Raw genomic sequence first — 22194 nt, forward strand, 5'->3', positions numbered from 1 at the left:
GAACCTCTACCACCGTAGGCACTCGATTATGCTGTGGGCATCCGTCAAACAGGATGGCTTAGACGTTCATCGTCGATGGCGTAAAGTGAGGAAGGGTTAGATGCCCTCTCTTGTTTACATAGAGCTTCACATGGAATACCCAATTTTCCGGTAAAACGAACGAATTAGGATAGAGGAGGAACGGACAATGGCAACCATTAAAAAGGCTATCATTCCTGCTGCCGGACTGGGTACGAGATTCTTGCCAGCTACAAAAGCAATGCCTAAAGAGATGCTTCCGATCGTGGATAAGCCTACGATCCAGTACATTGTGGAAGAAGCGATTGAGTCCGGTATCGAGGACATCATTATCGTTACAGGCAAAGGCAAGCGGGCGATTGAGGATCATTTCGACCATGCATTTGAACTGGAGCATAAGCTTAGGCAGACCAAGAAGCTTGAATTGCTTCATGAGGTGCAGCGCCCCTCTCGCATGGCGGACATTCATTATATTCGCCAGAAAGAACCCAAAGGACTCGGGCATGCTGTATGGTGCGCACGAAAGTTCATAGGCAACGAACCGTTTGCCGTCCTGCTCGGGGATGATATTGTTCGTGCGGAGAAACCCTGCATCAAGCAGTTAATCGAACAGTATGAACAGACCCGGAGTTCCGTGATTGGCGTTAAGTACGTATCTCCCGAGGAAGTACACCGATATGGAATCATTGACCCGTATCCGGTGCCCACCATCGGAGGGCTGTCCAGAGTGCAAGGAATGGTAGAAAAACCGAAAGCCGAGGACGCACCTTCCAAACTGGCGATCATGGGACGTTATATTCTGACCCCGGCGATTTTCTCTTACCTGGAGCAGATGGAGGAAGGAATCGGCGGAGAGATCCAACTAACGGATGCCATTCAGCGAATGACTGAAATCGAGGAAGTGTATGCCTATCAATATGAAGGTACGCGCTATGATGTCGGGGAAAAGCTCGGGTTCATTCTTACATCGGTTGAATTCGCTTTGATGAAAGAGGAGCTGCGGCTCCCCCTTTTGCACGGACTAGAGCAAATGATACATAAGAACCGAACGTTGGCTAGATAGGAGATTGAATCAAGCCATGAATATCGAAACGATGGAAACAAGAACGTTGGAAACTGCTGCAGCCGAAGAATTTCCCGTGATGACAGGTGCGAGCTCTTTTCCGGTGAAGCCCCGTTTAGGGTACTTCCGGTTGAAACGGGCGACGGATGCCGTGCTATCCGCTGTTGGCCTTATTCTTCTTCTGCCTCTGTTTATGATCATCTTCGTGTGCATGAAGGTGGAGAGCCCCCGAGGACCGATGCTGTTCTCGCAGATTCGGGTAGGCAAGAACGGAAAAACGTTCAAAATGTACAAAATTCGCTCCATGGTCGTTAATGCGGAACAGCTTCAACAGAAGCTGGTTCATCTAAATGAGGTTGAAGGTGCCATGTTTAAAATGAAGAACGACCCACGGATCACAAAGGTGGGACGCATTCTTCGAAAAACGAGTCTGGATGAACTCCCGCAGCTGTGGAACGTACTGAGAGGCGAGATGAGCCTGGTCGGACCGCGGCCGCCGCTCCCTGCGGAAGTAGAGGCCTACACCCCTTACGACATGCAGCGGCTGAGCGTGGTTCCGGGCTGTACCGGCTTGTGGCAGGTAAGCGGCAGAAACGCCCTGGGGTTCCGCGAAATGGTGGAGCTGGATTTAAGGTACATCCGTGAACAATCCACGACCCAGGACATTCGGATCCTGTTCAAGACGGTCCGGGTGTTCATGGGGTCCAAAGATGCTTTTTAGTTAAAGTGCATGTTCAAAAAGGCTGGTTTTCAGCACCGAGAAGGTTGGATGAAGCTAGGGACGTCAGGAGCGGAGCGTACGTAGTTTGTACGTGAGCACCGGAAGGCCCGGCTGAATTCAAGATTCGATGCCGAGTGGCTTCCTGATTCACTTCGTGATCAAAGGCGGGCTTTTTGAACAACCACTTAAAAGGAGATGGCGGTTATGAATTTGGATTCCCGAATATATGTGGCTGGTCATCGCGGTCTCGTGGGATCTGCCATAGTCAGGGCATTGGAGTTGCAAGGATATCGCAACCTGGTTACCCGTACCAGCCAGGAGCTGGACTTGCGTGAACGTGATCGCGTGGAACGCTTCTTCAGCAGTGAAGGGATAGAGTATGTGTTTCTAGCCGCCGCCAAAGTCGGCGGCATCATTGCGAACCGGGATTACCCAGCGGATTTCATACGGGACAATCTTCTAATCCAGAATAATATCATAGATCTTTCCTATCGGTACGGGGTAAAAAAACTGCTCTTTCTCGGGTCTACCTGCATCTACCCCAAACTGGCTCCGCAGCCAATGAAGGAAGAATATTTGATGACCGGCGCCCTCGAGCCCACCAATGAGCCCTATGCCGTAGCCAAAATCGCGGGAATCACGATGTGCCAGTCGTACAATCGGCAGTATGGTACCCGGTTCATTTCGGCTATGCCTACGAACTTATACGGCCCGAACGATAACTACGATCTGGAAACCTCGCATGTTCTTCCCGCGCTGCTGCGCAAGATACATGAGGCCAAGGAGACAGGTCAACGCGAGGTGGAAATTTGGGGTACCGGTCAGCCGAAGCGCGAATTCCTTTACGCCGACGATCTTGCCGATGCCTGTTTGTTCCTGATGAAGCATTACGAGGAGAATTCAATTGTCAATATCGGTTGCGGAGAGGATGTGTCCATCCGTGAACTTGCAGAGAGCATAGCCTCCGCTGTCGGTTATGACGGAAGTTTTGTCTATAACGCCTCAAAGCCCGACGGTACACCCAGAAAGCTGGTGGATGTCAGCAAGCTGACGGCCCTTGGCTGGAAGCCGTCGATCAGCCTTGAGCAAGGATTGGCCCGAACCTATGAGCACTATTTAGAATCGCAACAGATCTACAGTAAATCCGTTGGAGGATCGATATGAAAAGAGCATTAATCACCGGCGTTACCGGTCAAGACGGTTCGTATTTGGCTGAGTTTCTTCTAAGCAAAGGGTACGAGGTTTTTGGATTGCGCCGCCGGACCAGCACACCCAATTACGAGAACGTGATCCATATTAAAGATAAGATTCACTGGATATCCGGGGATCTGACCGATCTCGCCTCGTTAATCGAAGCGGTCCGTATCGCCGATCCGCACGAAGTGTATAACCTGGCAGCCCAGTCCTATGTAGCCGCTTCTTGGCCGCAGCCGCTGGCAACGGGCCAAATGACGGCGATCAGCGTAACCAATATGCTGGAGGCGGTCCGGCTGGTGAAGCCGGAGGCGCGTTTCTATCAGGCGTCCAGCAGCGAAATGTTTGGCAAGGTCGTGGAAACGCCTCAGAAAGAGACAACGCCTTTCTATCCCCGGAGCCCTTATGGGGTAGCCAAGGTATACGGCCATTGGATCACGGTGAATTATCGCGAAAGTTTCGGGATGTTCGCATGCTCCGGCATTTTATTTAATCATGAATCGCCCAGAAGGGGATTGGAGTTCGTTACCAGGAAGGTTACGGATGCCGTTGCCCGGATCAAACATGGTTTGCAGCAGGAGCTGAGAATGGGGAATCTGGATGCATTGAGGGATTGGGGATTTGCAGGGGATTATATCAAAGCCATGTGGCTCATGCTCCAGCAAGAGCAGCCGGACGATTTCGTGATATCAACGGGCGAAATGCACACCGTAAGGGAACTCCTCGAGGTCGCCTTCTCTTACGTGGGCTTGCATTACGAGGATTACGTCGTCATTGATCCCGAATTCGTGCGTCCTGCAGAGGTTGACCTGCTCCTTGGCGATTGCACAAAAGCTAAAGAGCAGCTCGGGTGGGAGCTTGAGGTCAGCTTTGAACAGCTGATTAAGATGATGGTAGACGAGGACATGAAGCGGGTGCGCGCAGAGATCAAATACCAAGAAGCGCTGTCGGCGGCATACGTGTGAGAAGCAAACGATCGTCCGGCACGCGGCATAAGTTAGAAAGGTTTCACGATCTTCGCAAACTCACCCGTAATCGAACGGTCAACGGCGGTTTGTGGATATTTGCAGGGCGGGCATTCTTTGCAGGGTCCGCGCTGCTCATTAATATCCTACTGTCCAGGGTACTCAATACGGCAGCCTTCGGCGCCTATTTGATGGCTTTCAATATCGCCTTTTTTGGCGGCGTGGTTGGCACGCTGGGTTTGAACCAGAGCATCATACGTTTTTTGGCCGAGCAGAGGGAGAAAGGAAAGCAGACATGGGCCCGTAAGACCGCGCTGCTGTCTTTGAAGATTGCGATGATCGGAGCAGCCGGTACAGGCATACTGTATACATTGCTGCAGCTGACGCTGCTTCGAGGGGTTTTGGGCTCGGAAATTATGGCATCCGCTGCGTTATGGACCGGGCTGTGGATCATGTTAACGGTTCTGCAAAATGTAATGGCCGAAACCTTTCGGGGACACGGTGATGTGAGGCAGGCTACATTGTTTAGCGGCGTTTTGTCCAACTTTCTGATGCTGGCAGGTTTAGGGTTGTTGATGTGGCTGGGGCGTTCATCATTATCGTTGGAGCATGCGCTCATCTTGGTTACGGTCTGCATGGGGATTAGCTGCATCGTCGCCGGTTGGAGATTGCTGAAGCTTCTCCAGGGAGGGTTCCGGAACCCAACGAATGAGCCGGCCGCAGATCATGGACCAAACGCCCGGCAGCTGCTTGCCGTCTCTCTCCCGATGATGGCTTCGAACGTCGCGCTGTTTATGCTCACCTCTAGCGATATCTGGATTCTGGGCGTTTTTTACGATGAGAGCGAAGTGGCGATTTACGGTGCAGCCGTACGCTTAATGGCCGTGCTTAATTTCTTCGTCGTGTTGATGAATACGCTGATGACAAGCATCATTTCCAAGTATTTCGGCAGCGGCCAGTTCCCGAGCATTCAAAATGCCGGCCGGATCATTGTTGGCATATCTACGCTGCCCGCAATCCTCATTGGAATGGTTTTTATGCTGATGGGCGAGCAGGTGCTGCAATTGGCATTCGGATCTGCCTATGGCTCAGGTCATGCCATTCTGGCCGTCTTGTCGCTGGGTCAGCTCATCAATTTATTTGCAGGCCCGTCAGGACTCCTTCTGACCTTAACCGGCCATGAGCGGGCCATGTTGAGAATCACGCTGATCACCAGTGTCGTGACGGTAATTGCGGCCGTGACGGTCGTTCATGCATGGGGACCGTTTGCGCTTGCCGTCGTGATGGTATGCGGTTTGCTTGCGCAGAACGGTTGGATGTGGGTAGAGGTGCGGCGAAGACTCGGCATTTCGGTGCATTTCCATCCCGTTGATCTGATACGTCAGTTGATGCGTCTGGCGGGCAGGAACAAAAACATAGAACAGCAAGTTCGATTAAAGGGAGCCAGTTACAAATGATACGGACTCAATGGGTAGAAGACAGATCTGAAGTTTTTCTCTCCGTAGTCACGGTCTGCAGAAATAATCTACAGGGTCTGATCAAAACGTGGCAAAGCGTGAAGTCGCAATCCTGCTCGCTCGAATGGATCGTCGTTGACGGCAACTCGGATGACGGCACGCTGGCTTTTCTTCAGAATATTGAAGATGAACGAGTGTCCTTTGTCAGTGAACCGGATCAAGGGATATACGATGCGATGAATAAAGGGCTGGAATGTTGCAATGGCCAGTATGTTGTCTTCATGAATTCCGGCGATCGATTTTATGATGATACGATTGGCGAACGGCTTCGTGTGCAAGCTATCCAGCATCATCTCCCGGATTTGCTGTATGGCGATGCGCTTGAAGAAGCGCGGTCGGGTGAACTGTTGTATAAGACGGCCCGCAGTCATAAGCGCATGTGGTACGGCATGTTCACGCATCACCAATCCATGGCTTTCAGGCGGGGAAGCTTGAGCAGCATCAGGTATCGTCTGGAATACCCGATCGGAGCGGATTATGCCCTGACAGCGGAACTCTTGTTGCAGGGAGGGACCGCAGCGTACCTCCGTAAACCCATATGCATTTTTGAGCAGGGCGGTATCTCCCAAACCCAGCATAAACAAGGCCAACGGGATCAGTGGTTTATCCGCAAAACCATTCTCGGGATGCCAGTCGTCCTCCGCGCTGCGATCGCGCTGCTGCAATGGGGCGTTCGTTTGGTTAAACATAGCTTTCCTAAATTCTATAAGAGGGTGCGCTTTTCCTATGAAAAATAAAATCCCGGTGTCCGTCATTATCATGACGAAGAACGAGGAAAAAAACATAGCCAAGTGCTTGGCTTCGGTGTCCGCTTTTGACGAGGTGTTCGTCGTGGATTCCAACAGCACGGATCGAACATGTGCCATTGCACGGGAAATGGGTGCACATGTCATCAATTTTACATGGAATGGCCAATATCCGAAGAAAAAGCAATGGTGTCTTGAGGAGCTGCCGTTCCGCAATGACTATGTGTTTTACGTGGATGCGGATGAAGAAGCCACCCCCCGGCTGGTCGCCGAGATGGAGGGGTTGTTTCAAGAAAAGCGGGATTTGGCGGCAGGCTATTTCGTGGCGTATGACTATGTATTCATGAACAAGGTGCTGAAGCACGGGCACAGGATGTATAAGCTGGTATTGTTCCACCGTCGTTTAGGCAGATTTCTGGATCATGACGATCTGTCGGCGTCGAACATGTGGGAAGTGGAAGGGCATTATCAGCCCCAGATTGACGGAAGTACCGGGGTGCTCAGCAGTTGTATGGTGCACTATGATCACGATTCCTTGTTCGATTATTTTGCGAAGCATAACCGTTATTCGGATTGGGAGGCGGTGGTGCGCACCAATGGCGGTTTTCGAAACCTGAACGAATCCCAAATTTTCATCCGAAGCCTCCAGAAGAAACTGTTCGACCGAATGCCTTTGAAGTGGGCGGTTGCATTTATACACTCTTATATCATTAAGCTTGGCTTTCTCGATGGTTCCGCCGGCTTCCACTATGCTTTCGCACGTTCGGTTTATTACTGGCAGATCGGAATCAAGATGTCGGAGCTCCGGAAAGTAAGCCAGGGGACATGAACAGCCGTACTGCTATCGGTAATCAGTTGTCCCCGGTCCCGGCTGGAGGAGGAATTATGGGGGGGCTTGCCTTTATTCTGGCCCTCTTGATTTATGCGATCTTCAGCGCGCCTTTTCCAGCCAATCCCGGCATGACGGAAGTGCTGATCGCGGCGCTGCTGATATTGTTTGTTTCGCTTCCGACAGGAATTCTGGTCATGAGCGGCGGTTTTACGCTGTATCGCAGATATGACACCGTCCCCATGCCGCTGCATTTGGGCTTTTTTGTGCTGTTGTGGCTGGGGCTGCTGAATGGAGGCGTCATATATCGTTGGGATTCAACGGATATACTGCGTGATCTTATTCCATGCGTATATTTGTTTGTCCCTTTATTGCTGCTTCCCGCAATGAATCGTTCCAAATTCAAATGGCTGTCTATTCTTCCGTGGCTCATCGCGGTAATGGGCGTTATTTTATCCATCAGATTCTATATGGAAGTTCGCATTTCGCCGCTGGATATCGGGAAAATGTATTATTTTGATAATTTTCTGTATCTGCCCTATGACCCGAGCGTATCGTTTGCCGGCGTCTTCCTGACGATTATGGCCGTGCATACGTGGAAAAGCACGAATCCGCTCCGCTGGCTAAGCAGCCTGGCCATGCTGATCGGCGGTTTTTTGGCGTTAGGTTCGCTCATGGCCGTAGCGCAGCGGGCCCCTCTGGGGTTGGCTGCCCTATGCTTTGCGGTGTATTTCGGCGTAAGTTCCGGAAGGTCTGTACGGAAGTTGATCGTCATTATCGTGATCTTGATAGGAGCCGGGATTCTGGCCCAGGAGCAGATCACGAGCTCGTTTGATTTGCTGTTATCCAAGCAGGTGAACTACGGAGCGAACGGGAAGACGGATGAATTGGCGGCTGTGCTTCAGGAAACGTCCAAGTCGGTGTATACGCTGCTGCTTGGTATAGGCTGGGGGGGACTGTTTTTTGATCCGACCTACATGTCCGAGGTCTCGTTTACTCATTCGGCGTTTACCTTCTTCCTGTTAAAGGGAGGAGTTATCGGCATTACTGTCTTCTTGGCTTATCTGAGCTGGATTATATGGAAGTGCTTAAAGCGCGTAAACATGCAGAATCTCCCGTACATGCTTGGAGCCGGGGTTCCGATCATGATCGGATTGTTGTTCCAGCCCAGTTTCAAGACGCTCTCCTACGGAATGCTCCTCACCGTTCTGATCTTAAAAGATAAGGAGTCAATCCCATGAATCACAATCTGAGTTTCCCTGCTGATACATTGCATAATCGGGGCAGAAGCTCAGTGGCCAACTTGGGGGGATTCGGATTTATAGCAGCATTGCTGTTATATGCCTTGTTCAGTTCCCCTTTTCCAGCGGAGCCCGGCATCGCGGAAGCTTTGATTGCTGTTCTTCTGATCTTGTTTGTATCGATCCCGACCGGAATCATTGTTATGGGCGGCGGTTTCTCGTTATATCGGCATTACGGTACCGTGCCTGTCGTTATTCATGTCGGCTTCTTCTTTTTGCTGTGGATCGGGCTTCTGAACGGCGGTGTCGTTTATGGGTGGGATATGACGGATATTATTCGCGATTTGATTCCGTGCGTATATCTGTTCGTTCCGCTCCTGCTCTTGCCGGCAATGAAACGCTCAACGCTCAATTGGCTTGCGATATTGCCTTGGATCATCTCCGTAATGGGCGTTATTTTATCCATCAGATTCTACGTGGTTGTACAGATTTCCCCTCTGGAAGTGGGCAGAATGTATTACTTTGATAATTTTCTGTATCTTCCGTATGATCCCAGCGTTTCGTTTGCCGGCGTATTTCTTCCCATCATGGCGGTTCATACATGGAAAAGCTCCAGCCCGTTTCGCTGGCTGGGGAGCCTCGTGATGCTGATTGGCGGTTTCCTGGCCCTCGGGTCTCTCATGGCCGTTGCGCAGCGCGCGCCGCTTGCGCTAGCTATGCTGTGCTTTGCCGTTTACTTCATCGTAAGCTCGCGCAAATCGATGAATAAGCTGATCATCGGTCTGATCATTCTTATCGCCGCAGGGATGCTTGCCCAGGAGCAGATATCCAACTCATTTGAATTGTTGGTATCCAAACAGGAGGATTTCGGCGCGAACGGAAAGACGGATGAGCTCGCCGCCGTACTGGCTGAAACGTCTGCCTCTCCGTATTCCATGCTGCTGGGAGTGGGGTGGGGAGGCCTGTTTCACGATCCAGCGGTAAACAACATTCTTGTATCCTACACTCATTCGGCGGTTAGCTTTTTCCTGCTCAAGGGAGGGCTGATCGGGATTGCAGTGTTGATGACTTATCTGATCTGGATCCTGTATAGGGCTCTTCAGCGGTTTACGATCACCATGCTCCCCTACATGCTGGCAGCCTTTGTACCTATCATTATCGGGTTGTTGTTTCAGGTCAGCTATAAAACCTTGTCGTACGGAATGATCCTTACCATGATCTGTTTGATACACAAGGATCCCGGTAGCGTTCATTCAGGCGGCGAAAAGAACATTCCAGGACAGTAAGGGGACATGAAATGAAAAAAGAAATCGTGTTTGTGGCCAATTATTTTCATCCGGATTATGCTTCGTCCGGGCAGCTGCTAACTGAACTTTGTTTGGAGCTCCAGCATGATTTTGATGTGACGGTTATCGCCGTTCAGCCGGAAAACGTAAACCACGTCCAGAAGAAAAGAATGTTTGAATACGATCAACTGGAACGTATACGGATTATCCGTCTTCGTACTCCTCAAGTGAATAAGCGAAGCAAATTCAGCCGCATCCTGTTTATTCTCTCCTATTTTCTATTAGCTGTTATCGCATTGCTTCGCATTAAGAAAGTGGATGTCATCTATACGATATCTTCTCCTCCGATTATAGGTGGATTGATTGGCGCCATCGGCAAGGTGCTGAAACGCGGAAAACTCGTCTATAACATCATGGATTTTAATCCGGAGCAAGCCGAAGCTATCAGTTACACGAATCGAAAATGGCTGTTTCGTCTGGCCAAGAGAATGGATAATTTGAGTTGCCGCATAGCCGACCATATCATCACGGTTGGACAGGACATGCAAGAGACGCTGAACAGCCGCTTTCGTGGACGCAGGGTACCGAGCAACAGCGTAATTAATAACTGGACTGACGAGCAGGATATCACGCCGCTGCCCCGCAGCGATGCTAACGTGTCGAAGTTTTTGAAAGATCATGATCTGCAGGGGAAGTTTATCGTGATGTACTCGGGGAATCTCGGTCTTTATTACGATCTGGAGAACATTATACGGGTCGCTTCGGATTTTAAGGATCATCCGGATATCCTGTTCGTTTTTATCGGCGATGGCGCCATGAAGCCTGAGATGCAGCGATATGTGGAAGAGAATGGACTGGGGAATGTTCGGTTCCTTCCGTTTCAGCCTAAAGAAAACATCAAATACTCTCTGTGCGCTGCGGATGTCCATTTGGTCGTCAATCAGAAAGGGATCAAGGGCGTCTCGGTTCCAAGCAAAATCTACGGTGTCATGGCCGCCGGCAAGCCGATACTAGGCGTTCTCGAGCAAGGAAGCGAAGCCGCCGTCCTTATTAAGGAAAGCGGATGCGGCGTCGTTGTGGAACCGCAACAATACCGCGAAATCTCGCAGCACATAGCGAATATGTATGCATGCGGTACGGAAACGTTGGAATTGACCGGACGTGGCGGAAGATTGTATTTGGAACGGTATCTTGCCAAGGCTCAGTCCATCGACAAATACCGGACGCTCCTGCAGTCCATATAGACGCTGTGATAAAAGGATGGAGGGAAGTAGTAAGATGAAGATTATTTTATTGTCCGGCGGTTCGGGTAAGCGTCTGTGGCCTCTCTCCAACGAGCTTCGTTCCAAACAGTTCCTTAAGGTGCTCCCTGGAGAAGAAGGAGAATCCGAGTCCATGGTGCAGCGCGTTTGGAAGCAATTGCAGAGGAGCAACCTGGCGGATTCATCCTTTATTGCCGCAGGCATATCGCAGATTGAAATTATTCGAAATCAGCTTCCCGGCAGGGTGCCGATCATCGTAGAGCCGCAGCGCAGAGATACGTTCCCTGCGATCGCGCTAGCCGCCGTGTATCTGTATTCCATAGCCAACGTCAATTTACAGGAAACCGTTACCGTACTGCCGGTAGATCCTTTTGTGGAGGAGCCGTTCTTTCATACATTATCTTCTTTGGATCGCGTTTTGGAAGAGTCCGGAGCGGATATAGCGCTTATGGGGGTCAAGCCAACCTATCCTTCGGAGAAGTACGGTTATATTCTCCCTGAACAGACGGAGGATGCCTCGGCCGAGTACCGCAACGTAAAAAGCTTTAAAGAAAAACCAAGCGAAGAGCAGGCTTCGCAATACATCGCTCAATCCGCTTATTGGAACTGCGGCGTATTCTCTTTTAAGCTGGACTATCTGATCCAGCTTCTGATCGATAAGGGACTGCCGATTCAATATGAGGAAATGTCCAAACAGTATACCAGGCTCTCGAAGATTAGCTTCGATTATGAGGTGATCGAGAAGGCTCAGCGCGTCGTGGTGGTTCCTTATGAAGGGAGCTGGAAGGATCTAGGAACTTGGAACACGCTTACAGAGGAGATTCCATCGCCGATCAACGGGAAAGGGACCCTTAGCGACGATTGCTACAACACCCATTTGATTAATGAACTGGATATTCCGGTAGCGGTGCTGGGACTCTCCAATGTCGTGGTAGCCACAGGCGCAGACGGCATCCTGGTTACCGAGAAATCATCCAGCCCGCGGTTGAAGGAATTTATTTCTCATATCGAACAACGGCCCATGTATGAGGAACGCCGCTGGGGATGGTACCGTGTACTCGATCTGCAAAAGCATAAGAACGGACACGAGGTTCTTACCAAGCGGATTCGGATTGATGCTGGAAAGAACTCCAGCTATCATTATCATCTGCATCGCGAAGAATACTGGACGATCACCAGCGGTACAGGTGAAGTCTGCATTCAAGACCAGGTAAAGTCCGTTCAGGCTGGGGATGTGCTCAAAATACCCGCCGGCACCTTGCATGGGATTCGCGCGCTTGAAGATCTTGAATTCATAGAGGTTCAATCCGGTACCGAAGTATCAGAGGAGGATACGATCCGGTTAACCTTTCAATGGGAAGAGATGACCCAGTTCGTCTAAGGACAAAGGTAATTTCATGACGGGGGAGAATGCCGTGGGCAGAAACAAAAGCAGCTACAGGAGCAGGAGGCTCCTGTTTATCATCGTCATCGTATTCGTTTGGATGAGCATCATTTTTTTCTTCTCCTCCCAGTCGTACCAGCAGCAGGATCTAAGGCCGTGGCTGCAGGAGCACTTGCCATCAGCGGCGATTGAACATTGGTTTTCATGGGTTTCGTTTACTTATGCCGGAGAGATTGTCAGCATCGATGCCAAGGGCGTGCCCGGCTTTGTTGAATTCTTTATCCGAAAGGCAGCCCACATCGGGGAATACTTCGTCCTTGGAGGCCTGTTGCTGCTGCTGTTGACGAATTTGCTGCGAATCAGGGCTAGCATAGTCATACCTGTGTCATGGTGCTTGTGCGCGTTGTATGCCGTTAGCGACGAGCTGCATCAAAGCACATCGGGATACCGCATCTTTAAGGCACAGGATGTTGTCCTGGATTCGATTGCCGCATTGGTCGGAATAATGCTGGTCAGTGCATATACATATTGGAGGTCTATGAAATCAAGGCCAAGGGAAGTGTTAGACCGGAAAGGATGACGAGGCATGAAAAAATGGCTGAAGATTACGGCGGGAGCGCTCGTGAGTTTGACCGTGTTGGCAAGCGGTTATGGTGTGTATGTGTACCAATCCGTCAAAGCGACGGCTGAACATATTTATGAGCAGCGGGAACCCTCGCCGCCTCCCGCTTATATAACAGCCGATCCCATCCTGCAGGAGATCCAGACGGCGGATATTGATCGGCGCGAGCCCTTTACGGTGCTTGTGCTGGGAGTAGACGAACGCCCGAATGACCGGGGAAGGTCGGACGCGATGATTATGCTGTCCGTCAATCCGTCGAAACAGTCGATCCTGATGTTTAACATTCCTCGAGACACTCGCACAGTCATCGCGGACCGCGGCACGGAGGACAAAATTAATCATGCCTATGCGTTCGGAGGCATCCAAATGTCCGTTCGGACCGTTGAGGAATGGCTCCGATTTCCGGTGAATTATTACGTCAAAGTCAATATGGAGGGCTTTGCGAACATCATAGACGCGCTTGGCGGAGTCGATATTGATAACGCATTGGCATTTGATTATGAGGGCCATCATTTCGCTAAGGGACGGCTGCATTTGAACGGCCGGGAAGCATTAGCTTTTTCACGGATGCGTTATGAGGATCCCCGCGGTGATTTAGGCAGGAACTCCAGGCAGCGTCAAATCGTGAAAGAAGTGTTGAACAGCGCGCTTGACGTGTCAACGGTCTTCAAGCTTGAAGCTTTGCTTAAGGAGGTCGGGTCAAGCGTAAAGACAGACGTCCGATTTGATGAAATGAAGACGTTTGTTACCGACTATCGCCAGGATATGAAAACTATCAAACAGATCGAAATTCAGGGAGGCGGGCAGAAGATCGGCGGAGTCTGGTATTATCAAGTGAGCGAGAAGGAACGCCAGCGTATCCATCAACTGCTAAAAGAGCATATGGATCGAAACGAATGAGACGATGAATGCAGGGATGCTTAATGGCTCTGACAATGAAATAGCGGGGTAAAGAGGGTGAAGACGTTAGCGTCTTCACCCTCTTTATGCTTTATTGCATAGATTATCGCCACGCCGATTAACCCAGCTTGATCCAGGTATGGACGCCCTTTGAACGCTGTTTGCAAATATACAGCGAATCAACCCCGTTGCTGTCCTCAACCATGATGATTCGGCCGCGGTGGGCAGCAGAAGCAGCCGGTATCGCAGGCAACGGACTGAGGATCATGCTGCTGGAGCGAACCAATTCGGTAAAGACAGCCGAACTCGCGATCGTTTCCTCCCCGTAAGGAATGTTATTTACCAGATTCGGCAGCACGAATATCGAATGGACTTGGAGATTAAGCGGCTCGTATACCACGAGGTCGACGATGTCCGTGTAGTATTTCTTGAACGTTTTCGTAATGGTAAAGCGTTCGGAGCCGGAAGGAAGAATAAGAGTCAGATCGTTGGTGTCCCCGCCGATATCAATAAATAGCGGCGTTGATTTACCCGACAGGTTCGTGCCTGACAGCACGAAGGTGTAATATTCATGCTTATGCAGACGTTCTACGGTTCTCATACGGAGCTTGGTCTTTGAGCCGGTCGAACTTTGGGTGACGATACAGCCGGATGGAGCCGCTTGTTTAAAGGCAAAGCCGGGGTCAGGTTCGACGGAATACGGGACATCATTCGTAAACATGGCGCTGAGAGACGGGTTTCGAAGCAGGTTATGACCAGAGGAGCCGATATAAGGTACGGTACGTCGTTCCGTTAAATAGAATGCATCCCGAAATGATGTCCGGTCCGCGATATTCTCGACAACTACGCAGCCGACAGGGTCCTTGATAAGCGTGCCGTGTGTCGTATTGGGGTGATTGGCTTGAATCCGGTAGTTACGCGGTCCGAGGATGATATCCTGCGATGCCGTAGAACCCGGATCTACGGTAACGATGTATCCTTTATTGGGATTGTAATCCGTGATCGCGTAGTGATCCAGACGGCATCCGTCAATCCACACGCCTGACGTATGTCCGTAAATTCCCACAAAGCTTTCATAGGTCGCTTCCGCGTGGCATTCTTCGATCGAAACGGCACGGGCATTATCCAGCTTGATGAGTGGAGCGGTCATCACATGATTCGCCGCTTTCGCATCCCTCATGACATCTTCCTCGGTGCGTCCCTCTGCAGGAGAAGCGGGGGGGACGGTTTGTTCGCTCCTTTCGAAGGCCGTTGACGTAATATGAATGCTGTCCGAATTCACAATTTCCAGATGGGGGTAATTTCGCACAGACCTTGAGAAGAAACAGCTATCAATCGTTGTGCACAACACAATATCCTCTAACTTTAAGCCCGTACCCAAGTAACCCGTCTCCTGCCAGAAACGGCAATCGCGAAACGAGATCATATAGCCTCCATAGCCCGAGGTGGGATTCGTCCCGCTTCGCATCCCCTGAATATAAACCCCGAATTTTCCTTCACCGCATGCGCTTGAGAAGAAACGCTCAAACATTTGGTGTGCGCCCTGAGGCAGATAGATGCCTCCGCCCGCAGCGTGGTTAATATAAAAATCTCTAAATAAGATAGTCTCGGCCATGTCTTTATCACTGTATAGGGCATAGTCTGTACCCGTATAAATAATACCGCTGTCATACATTCCGTCCCCGTAGATGGTAAGTCCAATTCCTTGGGTGGCGTTGGTGTTGGGCCTTTCCTGTTTCGGTAATACCAAGGTTTGCGTGATGCGATATCGGCCTTTAGGCATATAGATGACGGAATATGCACCGGAGGCACACGCTTGGATCGCTTGTTGGAAGGCTATCGTATCATCTGAAACGCCATCACCTTTTGCGCCGAAATTTTTCACATTGGCTTGACTGTTCAGTACAGGCATTTTCGTACCCTCCCATCTGTCGGAATGTTATCCTCATACAAAATATGATCAAGCATCGGATGGAGTGATGCCAATTCACCTAATTGTCCTTAAATATCCAGGAAATATTATGTTTTCGTTTGACAAAAGAGTGCAAATTTATTAGGATACATTCTGTATCAACAACCATTATATCAAGCCATTTCTCATTGGGAGTGGAACATTCATGGAAAATGAACTGAAAATGTATTGTATATGTTGTCGGCGGATCGTGTCGATGATCGAGGGAGTCAGCGTGTTTAAAACCGGTTTTTATCGATACGATATGCCTATGGGGATATGTGGAAACTGTAAAACGGCTGCATCCAATGAGCTATTTTACATGGCGCAGGACCTTTGAATGATGGGCTGATTCAGACGGCCTGGAGCGGAGTCTATTAGACTCATGTCTGGTATTGTGTATAATGGGGAATATTGATCTTGTTTCGTTAGGGGCAAAGGAGAATTCACATGAAGCAGGAACCGCTGGTAAGACTGCTCGGGGTTACGAAGAAAATATCGTCGAAGGTTCTGGTAGATGATGTGACCTTTGATATCGCACCTGGGCAAATCTTCGGATTCCTCGGGCCGAACGGGGCAGGCAAGACGACGACCATTCGCATGATGGTTGGGCTGATGTCCATTACCCAAGGGGACATAACCATTGGAGGATACAGCATTCGGAAAAATTATGAGCAGGCTGCTGCCCAAATCGGGGCGATCGTCGAGAATCCGGAAATGTACAAGTTTTTATCCGGTTACAATAATTTGAAGCATTTTGCGCGCATGATGCAGGGGATTACGAAGGAGCGTATCGACGAAGTGGTGGAACTCGTCGGGCTCGGGAACCGGATCCATGAGAAGGTGCAGACCTATTCGCTGGGGATGCGCCAACGGCTCGGGGTGGCACAGGCGCTGCTGCACCGGCCCAAACTTCTGATCCTGGACGAGCCTACGAACGGCTTGGACCCGCAGGGCATTCGGGAGCTGCGTGATTATTTGCGGCGATTGACGCAGGAGGAAGGGACCACCGTATTCGTATCCAGCCATCTGCTGTCGGAAATGGAGCTGATGTGCGATACCGTCGGGATCATCCGTCACGGCAAGCTGGTCGATATCCGGCAGCTTCGCACGGACGAGGGAGAGCGGATGTTTGAAGAGACGGCATTTACCGTCAGCGATGCGGATGCCGCCGCAGCGCTCCTCCAGAACTACCAGCCGATAGCCCGGGAGCATCGCATCCTTGTTCGCGGTGACCGGGATATGATTGCGGACATCAATGCGGCATTGGTCGAAGCGGGCATACGCGTATATGCCATACAGCCGGTAACCCGGTCGCTGGAGGATCAATTTTTGGAAATGACGGGAGGGGGATCTCTTGTTGAATAACTTTCCCCGTCTTGTTGCCAATGAGAATATGAAAATTTACTACCGCGTGCGGACATGGGTCATGATGGGCATACTTGTCTTATTTAATGCGGCCATGCCTGTCATGCTGTACTTGACGGATGCGCCGATGGATGTCTGGACCGTGTTCACTTGGACGGAGAGTTTCACCATATACCTCAGCGCGATCTTCACGGTTGTCATCGCCGCGGATATCGTGGCCGGGGAATTTAGCGGGGGCACCATCAAATTGCTGCTGATCCGGCCGTGGAGCCGGGGGAAGATTCTGTTATCCAAATTCGCGGCCTTGTGTCTGTTCGGGCTGCTCTGTGCGGGAATCACCATGGTGGTGGGCATCGCTGTCTCGATGCTGCTGTTCTCCGGCAATGCCGGATTCTCGGACGGATTTGATGGATCGCCCATGAGCAATTCCCTCTTGCTCCTGCTGACGGATACGATCCAGGTGTTTGTCATTTCGCTGATTGCATTTATGCTCTCCACGGTGTTCCGTTCAGGCGGCCTTGCGATTGGGTTATCGCTGCTGGTCCTGTTCACCAAGGATATCTTCGGTTTTATCTTTAACCCGGAGCGGTTTGTATGGGCGAAGTATTTGCTCTTTCTTCACACCGATCTGAGCGGGTACATCAGCTCGTCCGTCGGGCCGGGAGGCGTGGGGCTGGGCTTTTCCGTAGCGATTTTGGCCGTCTATTGCATACTGTTCATGCTGGTCTCGTGGCTGGCCTTCACCAAGAGAGACGTAGAAGCATAATTCAAAACGATGAGAAAAGAGCTCCTTCCGCCGTGTGGATTACATGGATGAGAAGGGGCTCTTTGATTGTGTCGGCTGTAGGATCCGGCCGAAGCGGATATCGTGTTCGAATTCGGATGGTCGTCCATACGCCGGGTTAGCCTGCTTCCGGACGCTTGAGGGGCAGTGCGGCGTCAGTGGGTTCCGAGGCTTCCTGAGATGAGGTCTGCTGGTCCATCCGGCTTGCCCCGTGAAGAAGCCCGCCCTCCATAACGATCAGGGAAGCGGCATGAACATCCCCGTACATTTGCCCCGTTGTCGTAATCGTCAGTTTATTTTCCGCCGTCACATCCCCATAAACCTTGCCGGCCACGATGACTTCCCGAGCGGAAATATTGGAGCGGGCAATCGCGGCTTCGCCTATGGTGACGCAGCCTTGGCTTTCGATGGAGCCGTTAAAGCGGCCGTCGATCCTCAGGTCATCCTCGCATTGCAGGACGCCCTCCACTTCGCTTCCTGGCCCGATCAGCGTATCGGTCCGCTCTGATGCCCGTTTCTTCTTGTTTTTCTTCTTCATATGTCATTCCTCCTATTCGAAAATGGACGGTGTGTTTATTGCAGATAAGGCAAAGGGTCAATCGTCTGATTGTTTTTGACGACCTGGAAATGAAGGTGAGGGCCCGTGCTTCGCCCGGAGGAGCCCAGCTTGCCAATCGTTTCGCCCTGCTCGACATGATCGCCTGCCGACACGTCCAGGCTGTCCAGATGCATGTACCACGTCTCCAGACCATTCGGATGCCTGATGACGATATACAGCCCCCGCGCTCCGCCGCGTTCCGCTGCCTTCACCTCGCCGGCGCCTGCGGCATAGATAGGATCGCCGGTTTTCCCGGCAATATCGATGCCGGCATGATAGGCCGAACGGCCGGTAAAAGGATCGCTACGATAACCAAAATTCGAGGTGAGCCGCTTGGAGGTGGTCGGCCATAATGAAGGTGTGCCCTCACGCCTTTCCTGGGTTTCCTGGGCCTGATCCAGCGTACGCGGAATATGCTGCTCCATGCGTGAAATCAACTGCTGCATGTTCTCGAAATCATCCCGGGTCTCCCTGGCGAGGTTTAACATTTCATTCTCATGAACGGCAATGAATTCACCGCCGACATGCTGCTTATCCCCGTCAGCGATGGAGGAGGTCTGGCCGGACAGGCTGCCGTGCTTCTCAATAAACTGCTGAAGCTCCTGCTCCAGCTGCTGAACGCGCTCCATCTGGACCTTCGTTTGCTCTGCTTCACCCGATAGCTGAATGATCGCTTTATTTAGGCGTTCGATGGCTTCATTCTTATCGGTGACCGTCACTTCCATTTTTAAGGCTTCCAGGCTTTTCAGCGTCAACTGCTGCTCCAGCCCCGAGATGGTCTGAGCCGACTGGATCTGGAGGGAAACGATCAGTCCGGCGATGGACAAAATAGCGGCCGCGGGCACCGCTATCATCAAAGGTTTGGACAGATGGACCTGTTTGACTGAATGCTGGGCATCCTGAAGCACCAGCAAGGTTAAGCGTTGTTTACGGCGTGCGGTTTTCATGGCATCTCCCTTCCATGCATTATTTATGGTTTACAAGGGCACCCGCTAGACTTGGCCAACTCCTTATCTAGTATGTATTCTATTCTTTCGAAGAACATGTCAAAAATTATTAGATAAGAGAACTTATTCAGTATGGCGCCGCATTGGGTAATTGAATAAATACATATGGAATTGGTCAATGATGTAGTGTAGTTAATTGCTTGTCTTTCATTTCAAACGTTTTGACAAAGGGCTGCTCAATATATTATTCATCGTGAGGAGGCTGCCGATATGGTGTGGCTTCTGGTTGCACTTATTACTTTTATTTTGCAGATGGTTGCGGTGCTGCTGCTTGAGTTTCGAAATCCGTCCAAGGCCGTGGCATGGCTGTTTATTTTATTTTGCCTCCCCTTTATCGGGTTTGTACTCTATTTCTTTGTGGCGCAGGATTATCAGAAACGATTGAAGATTCGCAAGCGGGGTTCCCGTTTGTTTCAGGAAATCAGGGCACATTTGTGGGATCGGGCGGCGGTCGTCCGAAGAAAAGGAGATATGAACAATCCCGGCTTTCATCATAATGACCGTTTGTTCAATCTGCTCAATCACTTGTCGGAGAGTCCCATCACGGGCTGTAATCAAAGCCGGGTGTTGACCGATGGGGAAGAGACGTATGAGGCCATGCTGAACGCCATGGAGGAGGCCAAGGATCACATTCACGTGGAGTTTTACATCTTTCGCCATGACCGGATCGGCACGAAGTTTCAGGACGTCATGATTCGAAAAGCGCAGGAAGGCGTCAAGGTGCGCCTGGTTTGTGACGGGCTGGGCAGTTATAAACTCAAGAAAACATTCATTCAACGCTTCAAAGAATCGGGAGTGGAGTTCTATTTCTTCCTGCCCGCCATGGTCTCGATGTTCAGCCGTAGAATCAATTACCGGAACCACCGCAAAATCGTCGTCGTGGACGGCACGATCGGTTTTCTGGGCGGCATTAACGTCGGGGACGACTATCTTGGCGAATATCCGAATATGGGCTACTGGCGCGACACGCATCTGGAAATAAAGGGGGATGCGGTCTATTTTCTGCAAAATGTGTTTCTGCACGATTGGAAGCTCGCGTCCGGAGAGCGCATTGCGGATTTCGGGCTGTTTCCGGAGCATCAATGCACCGGGGAGGAGCAAGTGCAGATATTGAGCAGCGGACCGGATCTGAACTGGAATGCCATTCAGGAAATGTGCTTCGGGGCGATTTCCGTGGCCAAAGAACGGATATGGATCACCACGCCGTATTTCATTCCCGATGAAGGTATTTATGAAGCCCTGAAGACGGCTGCGGTGAGCGGCGTGGACGTACGGATCATTATTCCGGATCACGCCGATTCCCGCCTCGTCAAGATGGCAAGCTTGTCCTACGTGGAAGAGCTGCTGGCAGCGGGAGTCAAGTTCTACGAGTATGAAAAAGGGTTCATCCATGCCAAGGTGCTCATTGTGGACGAGCTTCTCGGTTCGGTCGGTACGGCGAATATGGATATGCGGAGTTTCTTCTGTAACTTCGAGCTGACGGCCGTACTGTTCGATCGGCTGCCTATTGAGCGGTTGGTTTCGGATTTTAAGGAAGATCTGCAACATAGCAGGCTTATTGATGCGGAGGGTTTCCGTCAGCGCGGAAGATGGCAGAAAGCGGCCGAAATTATGTGCAGGATGCTGTCGCCATTGCTGTAAAAGTAATATTTTACATGAGATGTGAGAATGACGGAAATCCGAGTAAAAAGCAGGATAAACTGCGAAAAATCTATGTCCCGCTTTTATTTATATGATAGAATATTTATATAGGATCCACTTATAAATATATATTAGCTTAGTTTCATAAAGTTGAACGGGGGAGATTTATGTCAAGTGATGTGAAGATTCTGGCGCAAGTGAAAGCGGAGCAGCAGAAGCCGGAGAATCCCAAGGCAGGCTCAGCGACCTTGAAGCTTCTCCGCCGTCTGGTGTTCTTAACTTTCGGCGCGATTTTGATGGCAGTAGGGCTGGAAATCTTTCTGGTGCCGAACAAGATTATTGACGGAGGGATTACCGGAATCTCGATTATGGTTTCCCATATCACCGATATTCCGCTGGGTGTATTCCTGACTTTGTTCAATCTTCCGTTTTTGTTTATGGGATATAAACAGATCGGAAAAACCTTTGCATTATCCACGCTGTTCGCCGTATTGGTCATGTCCGTCGGCACTTATTTCCTGCATCCCGTCGATCCGATCACGATCGATCCGCTGCTTGCGGCCGTGTTCGGCGGCGTGCTTCTCGGAATCGGGGTCGGCCTTGTTATCCGGTCCGGCGGTTCCTTGGACGGCACGGAAATCGTGGCCATTCTGATCAACAAGAGAACGCCGTTCTCCGTCGGCGAAATCGTGATGTTCATCAACGTATTCATTCTAGGCAGCGCAGGTTTCATTTTCGGCTGGGACCATGCCATGTACTCGCTGATTGCGTATTACCTTGCGTTTAAATTGATCGATATTACCATTGAAGGCATTGATCAATCCAAATCGGTTTGGATTATCAGTGATAAGCATAAGGAGATCGGTGATGCGCTGACCCAGCGTTTGGGACGCGGCGTAACCTACCTCGAAGGCGAGGGCGCTTATTCCGGAGACAGCAAGAAGGTTATCTTTGTGGTTATCACTCGCCTGGAAGAAGCAAAGCTCAAATCCATTGTGGAAGACTGGGACTCCCAGGCCTTCGTAGCCGTCGGCAACATCCATGATGTGAAGGGCGGCCGCTTTAAGAAAAAGGCAATCCATTAATACAATCATTTC

At 50.8% G+C, this 22194-nt stretch carries 20 protein-coding genes; 17 read left to right on the forward strand and 3 right to left on the reverse strand.

The genetic code is table 11. From position 1 onward, the window contains the following. The first annotated feature begins 187 nt into the window (after window positions 1-187). The 13 genes from galU to BMX45_RS05880 all read left to right on the forward strand — a co-directional run bounded on the left by galU (window position 188) and on the right by BMX45_RS05880 (window position 13748). The gene (galU, locus tag BMX45_RS05820) at window positions 188-1081 is read left to right on the forward strand and encodes a UTP--glucose-1-phosphate uridylyltransferase GalU (protein WP_090908907.1); all 894 of its coding nucleotides are present in this window, start codon (window positions 188-190) and stop codon (window positions 1079-1081) included. A gap of 16 nt (window positions 1082-1097) precedes the next feature. Continuing rightward, entirely contained in the window at window positions 1098-1802 is a 705-nt protein-coding gene (locus tag BMX45_RS05825) for a sugar transferase (protein WP_090908908.1), read from the forward strand. A 204-nt stretch (window positions 1803-2006) separates the two neighbouring features. Further along, window positions 2007-2966: a GDP-L-fucose synthase family protein gene (locus tag BMX45_RS05830; RefSeq protein WP_090908909.1), complete on the forward strand. Its 960-nt coding sequence runs from the start codon at window positions 2007-2009 to the stop codon at window positions 2964-2966. Next, window positions 2963-3961, forward strand: a complete 999-nt coding sequence (gene gmd / locus BMX45_RS05835; RefSeq protein ID WP_090908910.1) for a GDP-mannose 4,6-dehydratase — start codon at window positions 2963-2965, stop codon at window positions 3959-3961. The genes BMX45_RS05830 and gmd overlap by 4 nt, the downstream gene beginning before the upstream one ends. Next, window positions 3958-5418, forward strand: coding sequence for an oligosaccharide flippase family protein (locus BMX45_RS05840; RefSeq protein ID WP_254777977.1), 1461 nt, complete (start codon window positions 3958-3960; stop codon window positions 5416-5418). The genes gmd and BMX45_RS05840 overlap by 4 nt, the downstream gene beginning before the upstream one ends. Beyond that, on the forward strand, window positions 5415-6215 hold the full coding sequence (locus BMX45_RS05845) for a glycosyltransferase family 2 protein (RefSeq protein WP_090908911.1): 801 nt from the start codon (window positions 5415-5417) through the stop codon (window positions 6213-6215). The genes BMX45_RS05840 and BMX45_RS05845 overlap by 4 nt, the downstream gene beginning before the upstream one ends. Beyond that, complete coding sequence (locus BMX45_RS05850; protein WP_015737317.1) at window positions 6205-7053, forward strand: glycosyltransferase family 2 protein; 849 nt, start codon at window positions 6205-6207, stop codon at window positions 7051-7053. Before BMX45_RS05845 ends, BMX45_RS05850 begins: the two co-directional genes overlap by 11 nt. Window positions 7054-7109: 56 nt before the next feature. Next, window positions 7110-8294, forward strand: a complete 1185-nt coding sequence (locus BMX45_RS05855) for a hypothetical protein (RefSeq protein WP_090908912.1) — start codon at window positions 7110-7112, stop codon at window positions 8292-8294. Beyond that, the gene (locus BMX45_RS05860) at window positions 8291-9580 is read left to right on the forward strand and encodes a hypothetical protein (RefSeq protein WP_090908913.1); all 1290 of its coding nucleotides are present in this window, start codon (window positions 8291-8293) and stop codon (window positions 9578-9580) included. Before BMX45_RS05855 ends, BMX45_RS05860 begins: the two co-directional genes overlap by 4 nt. Before the next feature lie 11 nt (window positions 9581-9591). After that, entirely contained in the window at window positions 9592-10824 is a 1233-nt protein-coding gene (locus tag BMX45_RS05865; protein ID WP_090908914.1) for a glycosyltransferase family 4 protein, read from the forward strand. A 34-nt stretch (window positions 10825-10858) separates the two neighbouring features. Next, window positions 10859-12223, forward strand: a complete 1365-nt coding sequence (locus tag BMX45_RS05870; protein WP_090908915.1) for a sugar phosphate nucleotidyltransferase — start codon at window positions 10859-10861, stop codon at window positions 12221-12223. 34 nt (window positions 12224-12257) lie between these two features. Further along, the gene (locus BMX45_RS05875; protein ID WP_090909525.1) at window positions 12258-12806 is read left to right on the forward strand and encodes a VanZ family protein; all 549 of its coding nucleotides are present in this window, start codon (window positions 12258-12260) and stop codon (window positions 12804-12806) included. Window positions 12807-12812: 6 nt separating this feature from the next. Further along, entirely contained in the window at window positions 12813-13748 is a 936-nt protein-coding gene (locus tag BMX45_RS05880; RefSeq protein WP_090908916.1) for an LCP family glycopolymer transferase, read from the forward strand. A 118-nt stretch (window positions 13749-13866) separates the two neighbouring features. Here the strand turns inward: BMX45_RS05880 and BMX45_RS05885 are convergent, their stop codons facing one another. After that, a complete protein-coding gene (locus tag BMX45_RS05885; RefSeq protein ID WP_090908917.1) occupies window positions 13867-15660 on the reverse strand; it encodes a glycosyl hydrolase family 28-related protein in 1794 nt (597 codons plus the stop codon). 489 nt (window positions 15661-16149) lie between these two features. On the opposite strand from BMX45_RS05885, the gene BMX45_RS05890 reads away from it, so the two are divergent. Both BMX45_RS05890 and BMX45_RS05895 read left to right on the forward strand, forming a co-directional pair. Continuing rightward, the gene (locus tag BMX45_RS05890) at window positions 16150-17067 is read left to right on the forward strand and encodes an ABC transporter ATP-binding protein (protein ID WP_090908918.1); all 918 of its coding nucleotides are present in this window, start codon (window positions 16150-16152) and stop codon (window positions 17065-17067) included. Beyond that, the gene (locus BMX45_RS05895; RefSeq protein WP_090908919.1) at window positions 17057-17833 is read left to right on the forward strand and encodes an ABC transporter permease; all 777 of its coding nucleotides are present in this window, start codon (window positions 17057-17059) and stop codon (window positions 17831-17833) included. Before BMX45_RS05890 ends, BMX45_RS05895 begins: the two co-directional genes overlap by 11 nt. A gap of 136 nt (window positions 17834-17969) precedes the next feature. Here the strand turns inward: BMX45_RS05895 and BMX45_RS05900 are convergent, their stop codons facing one another. Together BMX45_RS05900 and BMX45_RS05905 are read right to left on the reverse strand one after the other, a co-directional pair. Then, window positions 17970-18389: a bactofilin family protein gene (locus BMX45_RS05900; protein WP_090908920.1), complete on the reverse strand. Its 420-nt coding sequence runs from the start codon at window positions 18387-18389 to the stop codon at window positions 17970-17972. Between the two features lie 35 nt (window positions 18390-18424). Continuing rightward, entirely contained in the window at window positions 18425-19396 is a 972-nt protein-coding gene (locus tag BMX45_RS05905; protein WP_090908921.1) for a M23 family metallopeptidase, read from the reverse strand. Window positions 19397-19666: 270 nt separating this feature from the next. Here BMX45_RS05905 and cls point away from each other — a divergent pair, with 270 nt between their 5' ends. Both cls and BMX45_RS05915 read left to right on the forward strand, forming a co-directional pair. Then, a complete protein-coding gene (gene cls, locus BMX45_RS05910; RefSeq protein ID WP_090908922.1) occupies window positions 19667-21097 on the forward strand; it encodes a cardiolipin synthase in 1431 nt (476 codons plus the stop codon). A 167-nt stretch (window positions 21098-21264) separates the two neighbouring features. Next, the gene (locus BMX45_RS05915) at window positions 21265-22182 is read left to right on the forward strand and encodes a YitT family protein (RefSeq protein ID WP_015737304.1); all 918 of its coding nucleotides are present in this window, start codon (window positions 21265-21267) and stop codon (window positions 22180-22182) included. Window positions 22183-22194 lie beyond the last annotated feature (12 nt).

The organism is Paenibacillus sp. cl141a (assembly GCF_900109305.1).
Taxonomy (GTDB): Bacteria; Bacillota; Bacilli; order Paenibacillales; family Paenibacillaceae; genus Paenibacillus_AQ; species Paenibacillus_AQ lautus_A.

Excerpts from the sequence above, each read along its gene's own strand:
- BMX45_RS05850 (WP_015737317.1), top strand. The coding sequence starts at position 6,205 with ATGAAAAATAAAATCCCGGTGTCCGTCATTATCATGACGAAGAACGAG.
- BMX45_RS05900 (WP_090908920.1), bottom strand. The coding sequence starts at position 18,389 with ATGAAGAAGAAAAACAAGAAGAAACGGGCATCAGAGCGGACCGATACG.
- gmd (WP_090908910.1), top strand. The coding sequence starts at position 2,963 with ATGAAAAGAGCATTAATCACCGGCGTTACCGGTCAAGACGGTTCGTAT.
- BMX45_RS05830 (WP_090908909.1), top strand. The coding sequence starts at position 2,007 with ATGAATTTGGATTCCCGAATATATGTGGCTGGTCATCGCGGTCTCGTG.
- galU (WP_090908907.1), top strand. The coding sequence starts at position 188 with ATGGCAACCATTAAAAAGGCTATCATTCCTGCTGCCGGACTGGGTACG.
- BMX45_RS05855 (WP_090908912.1), top strand. The coding sequence starts at position 7,110 with ATGGGGGGGCTTGCCTTTATTCTGGCCCTCTTGATTTATGCGATCTTC.
- BMX45_RS05870 (WP_090908915.1), top strand. The coding sequence starts at position 10,859 with ATGAAGATTATTTTATTGTCCGGCGGTTCGGGTAAGCGTCTGTGGCCT.
- BMX45_RS05905 (WP_090908921.1), bottom strand. The coding sequence starts at position 19,396 with ATGAAAACCGCACGCCGTAAACAACGCTTAACCTTGCTGGTGCTTCAG.
- BMX45_RS05860 (WP_090908913.1), top strand. The coding sequence starts at position 8,291 with ATGAATCACAATCTGAGTTTCCCTGCTGATACATTGCATAATCGGGGC.
- BMX45_RS05845 (WP_090908911.1), top strand. The coding sequence starts at position 5,415 with ATGATACGGACTCAATGGGTAGAAGACAGATCTGAAGTTTTTCTCTCC.
- BMX45_RS05825 (WP_090908908.1), top strand. The coding sequence starts at position 1,098 with ATGAATATCGAAACGATGGAAACAAGAACGTTGGAAACTGCTGCAGCC.
- BMX45_RS05885 (WP_090908917.1), bottom strand. The coding sequence starts at position 15,660 with ATGCCTGTACTGAACAGTCAAGCCAATGTGAAAAATTTCGGCGCAAAA.
- BMX45_RS05915 (WP_015737304.1), top strand. The coding sequence starts at position 21,265 with ATGTCAAGTGATGTGAAGATTCTGGCGCAAGTGAAAGCGGAGCAGCAG.
- cls (WP_090908922.1), top strand. The coding sequence starts at position 19,667 with ATGGTGTGGCTTCTGGTTGCACTTATTACTTTTATTTTGCAGATGGTT.
- BMX45_RS05890 (WP_090908918.1), top strand. The coding sequence starts at position 16,150 with ATGAAGCAGGAACCGCTGGTAAGACTGCTCGGGGTTACGAAGAAAATA.
- BMX45_RS05865 (WP_090908914.1), top strand. The coding sequence starts at position 9,592 with ATGAAAAAAGAAATCGTGTTTGTGGCCAATTATTTTCATCCGGATTAT.
- BMX45_RS05880 (WP_090908916.1), top strand. The coding sequence starts at position 12,813 with ATGAAAAAATGGCTGAAGATTACGGCGGGAGCGCTCGTGAGTTTGACC.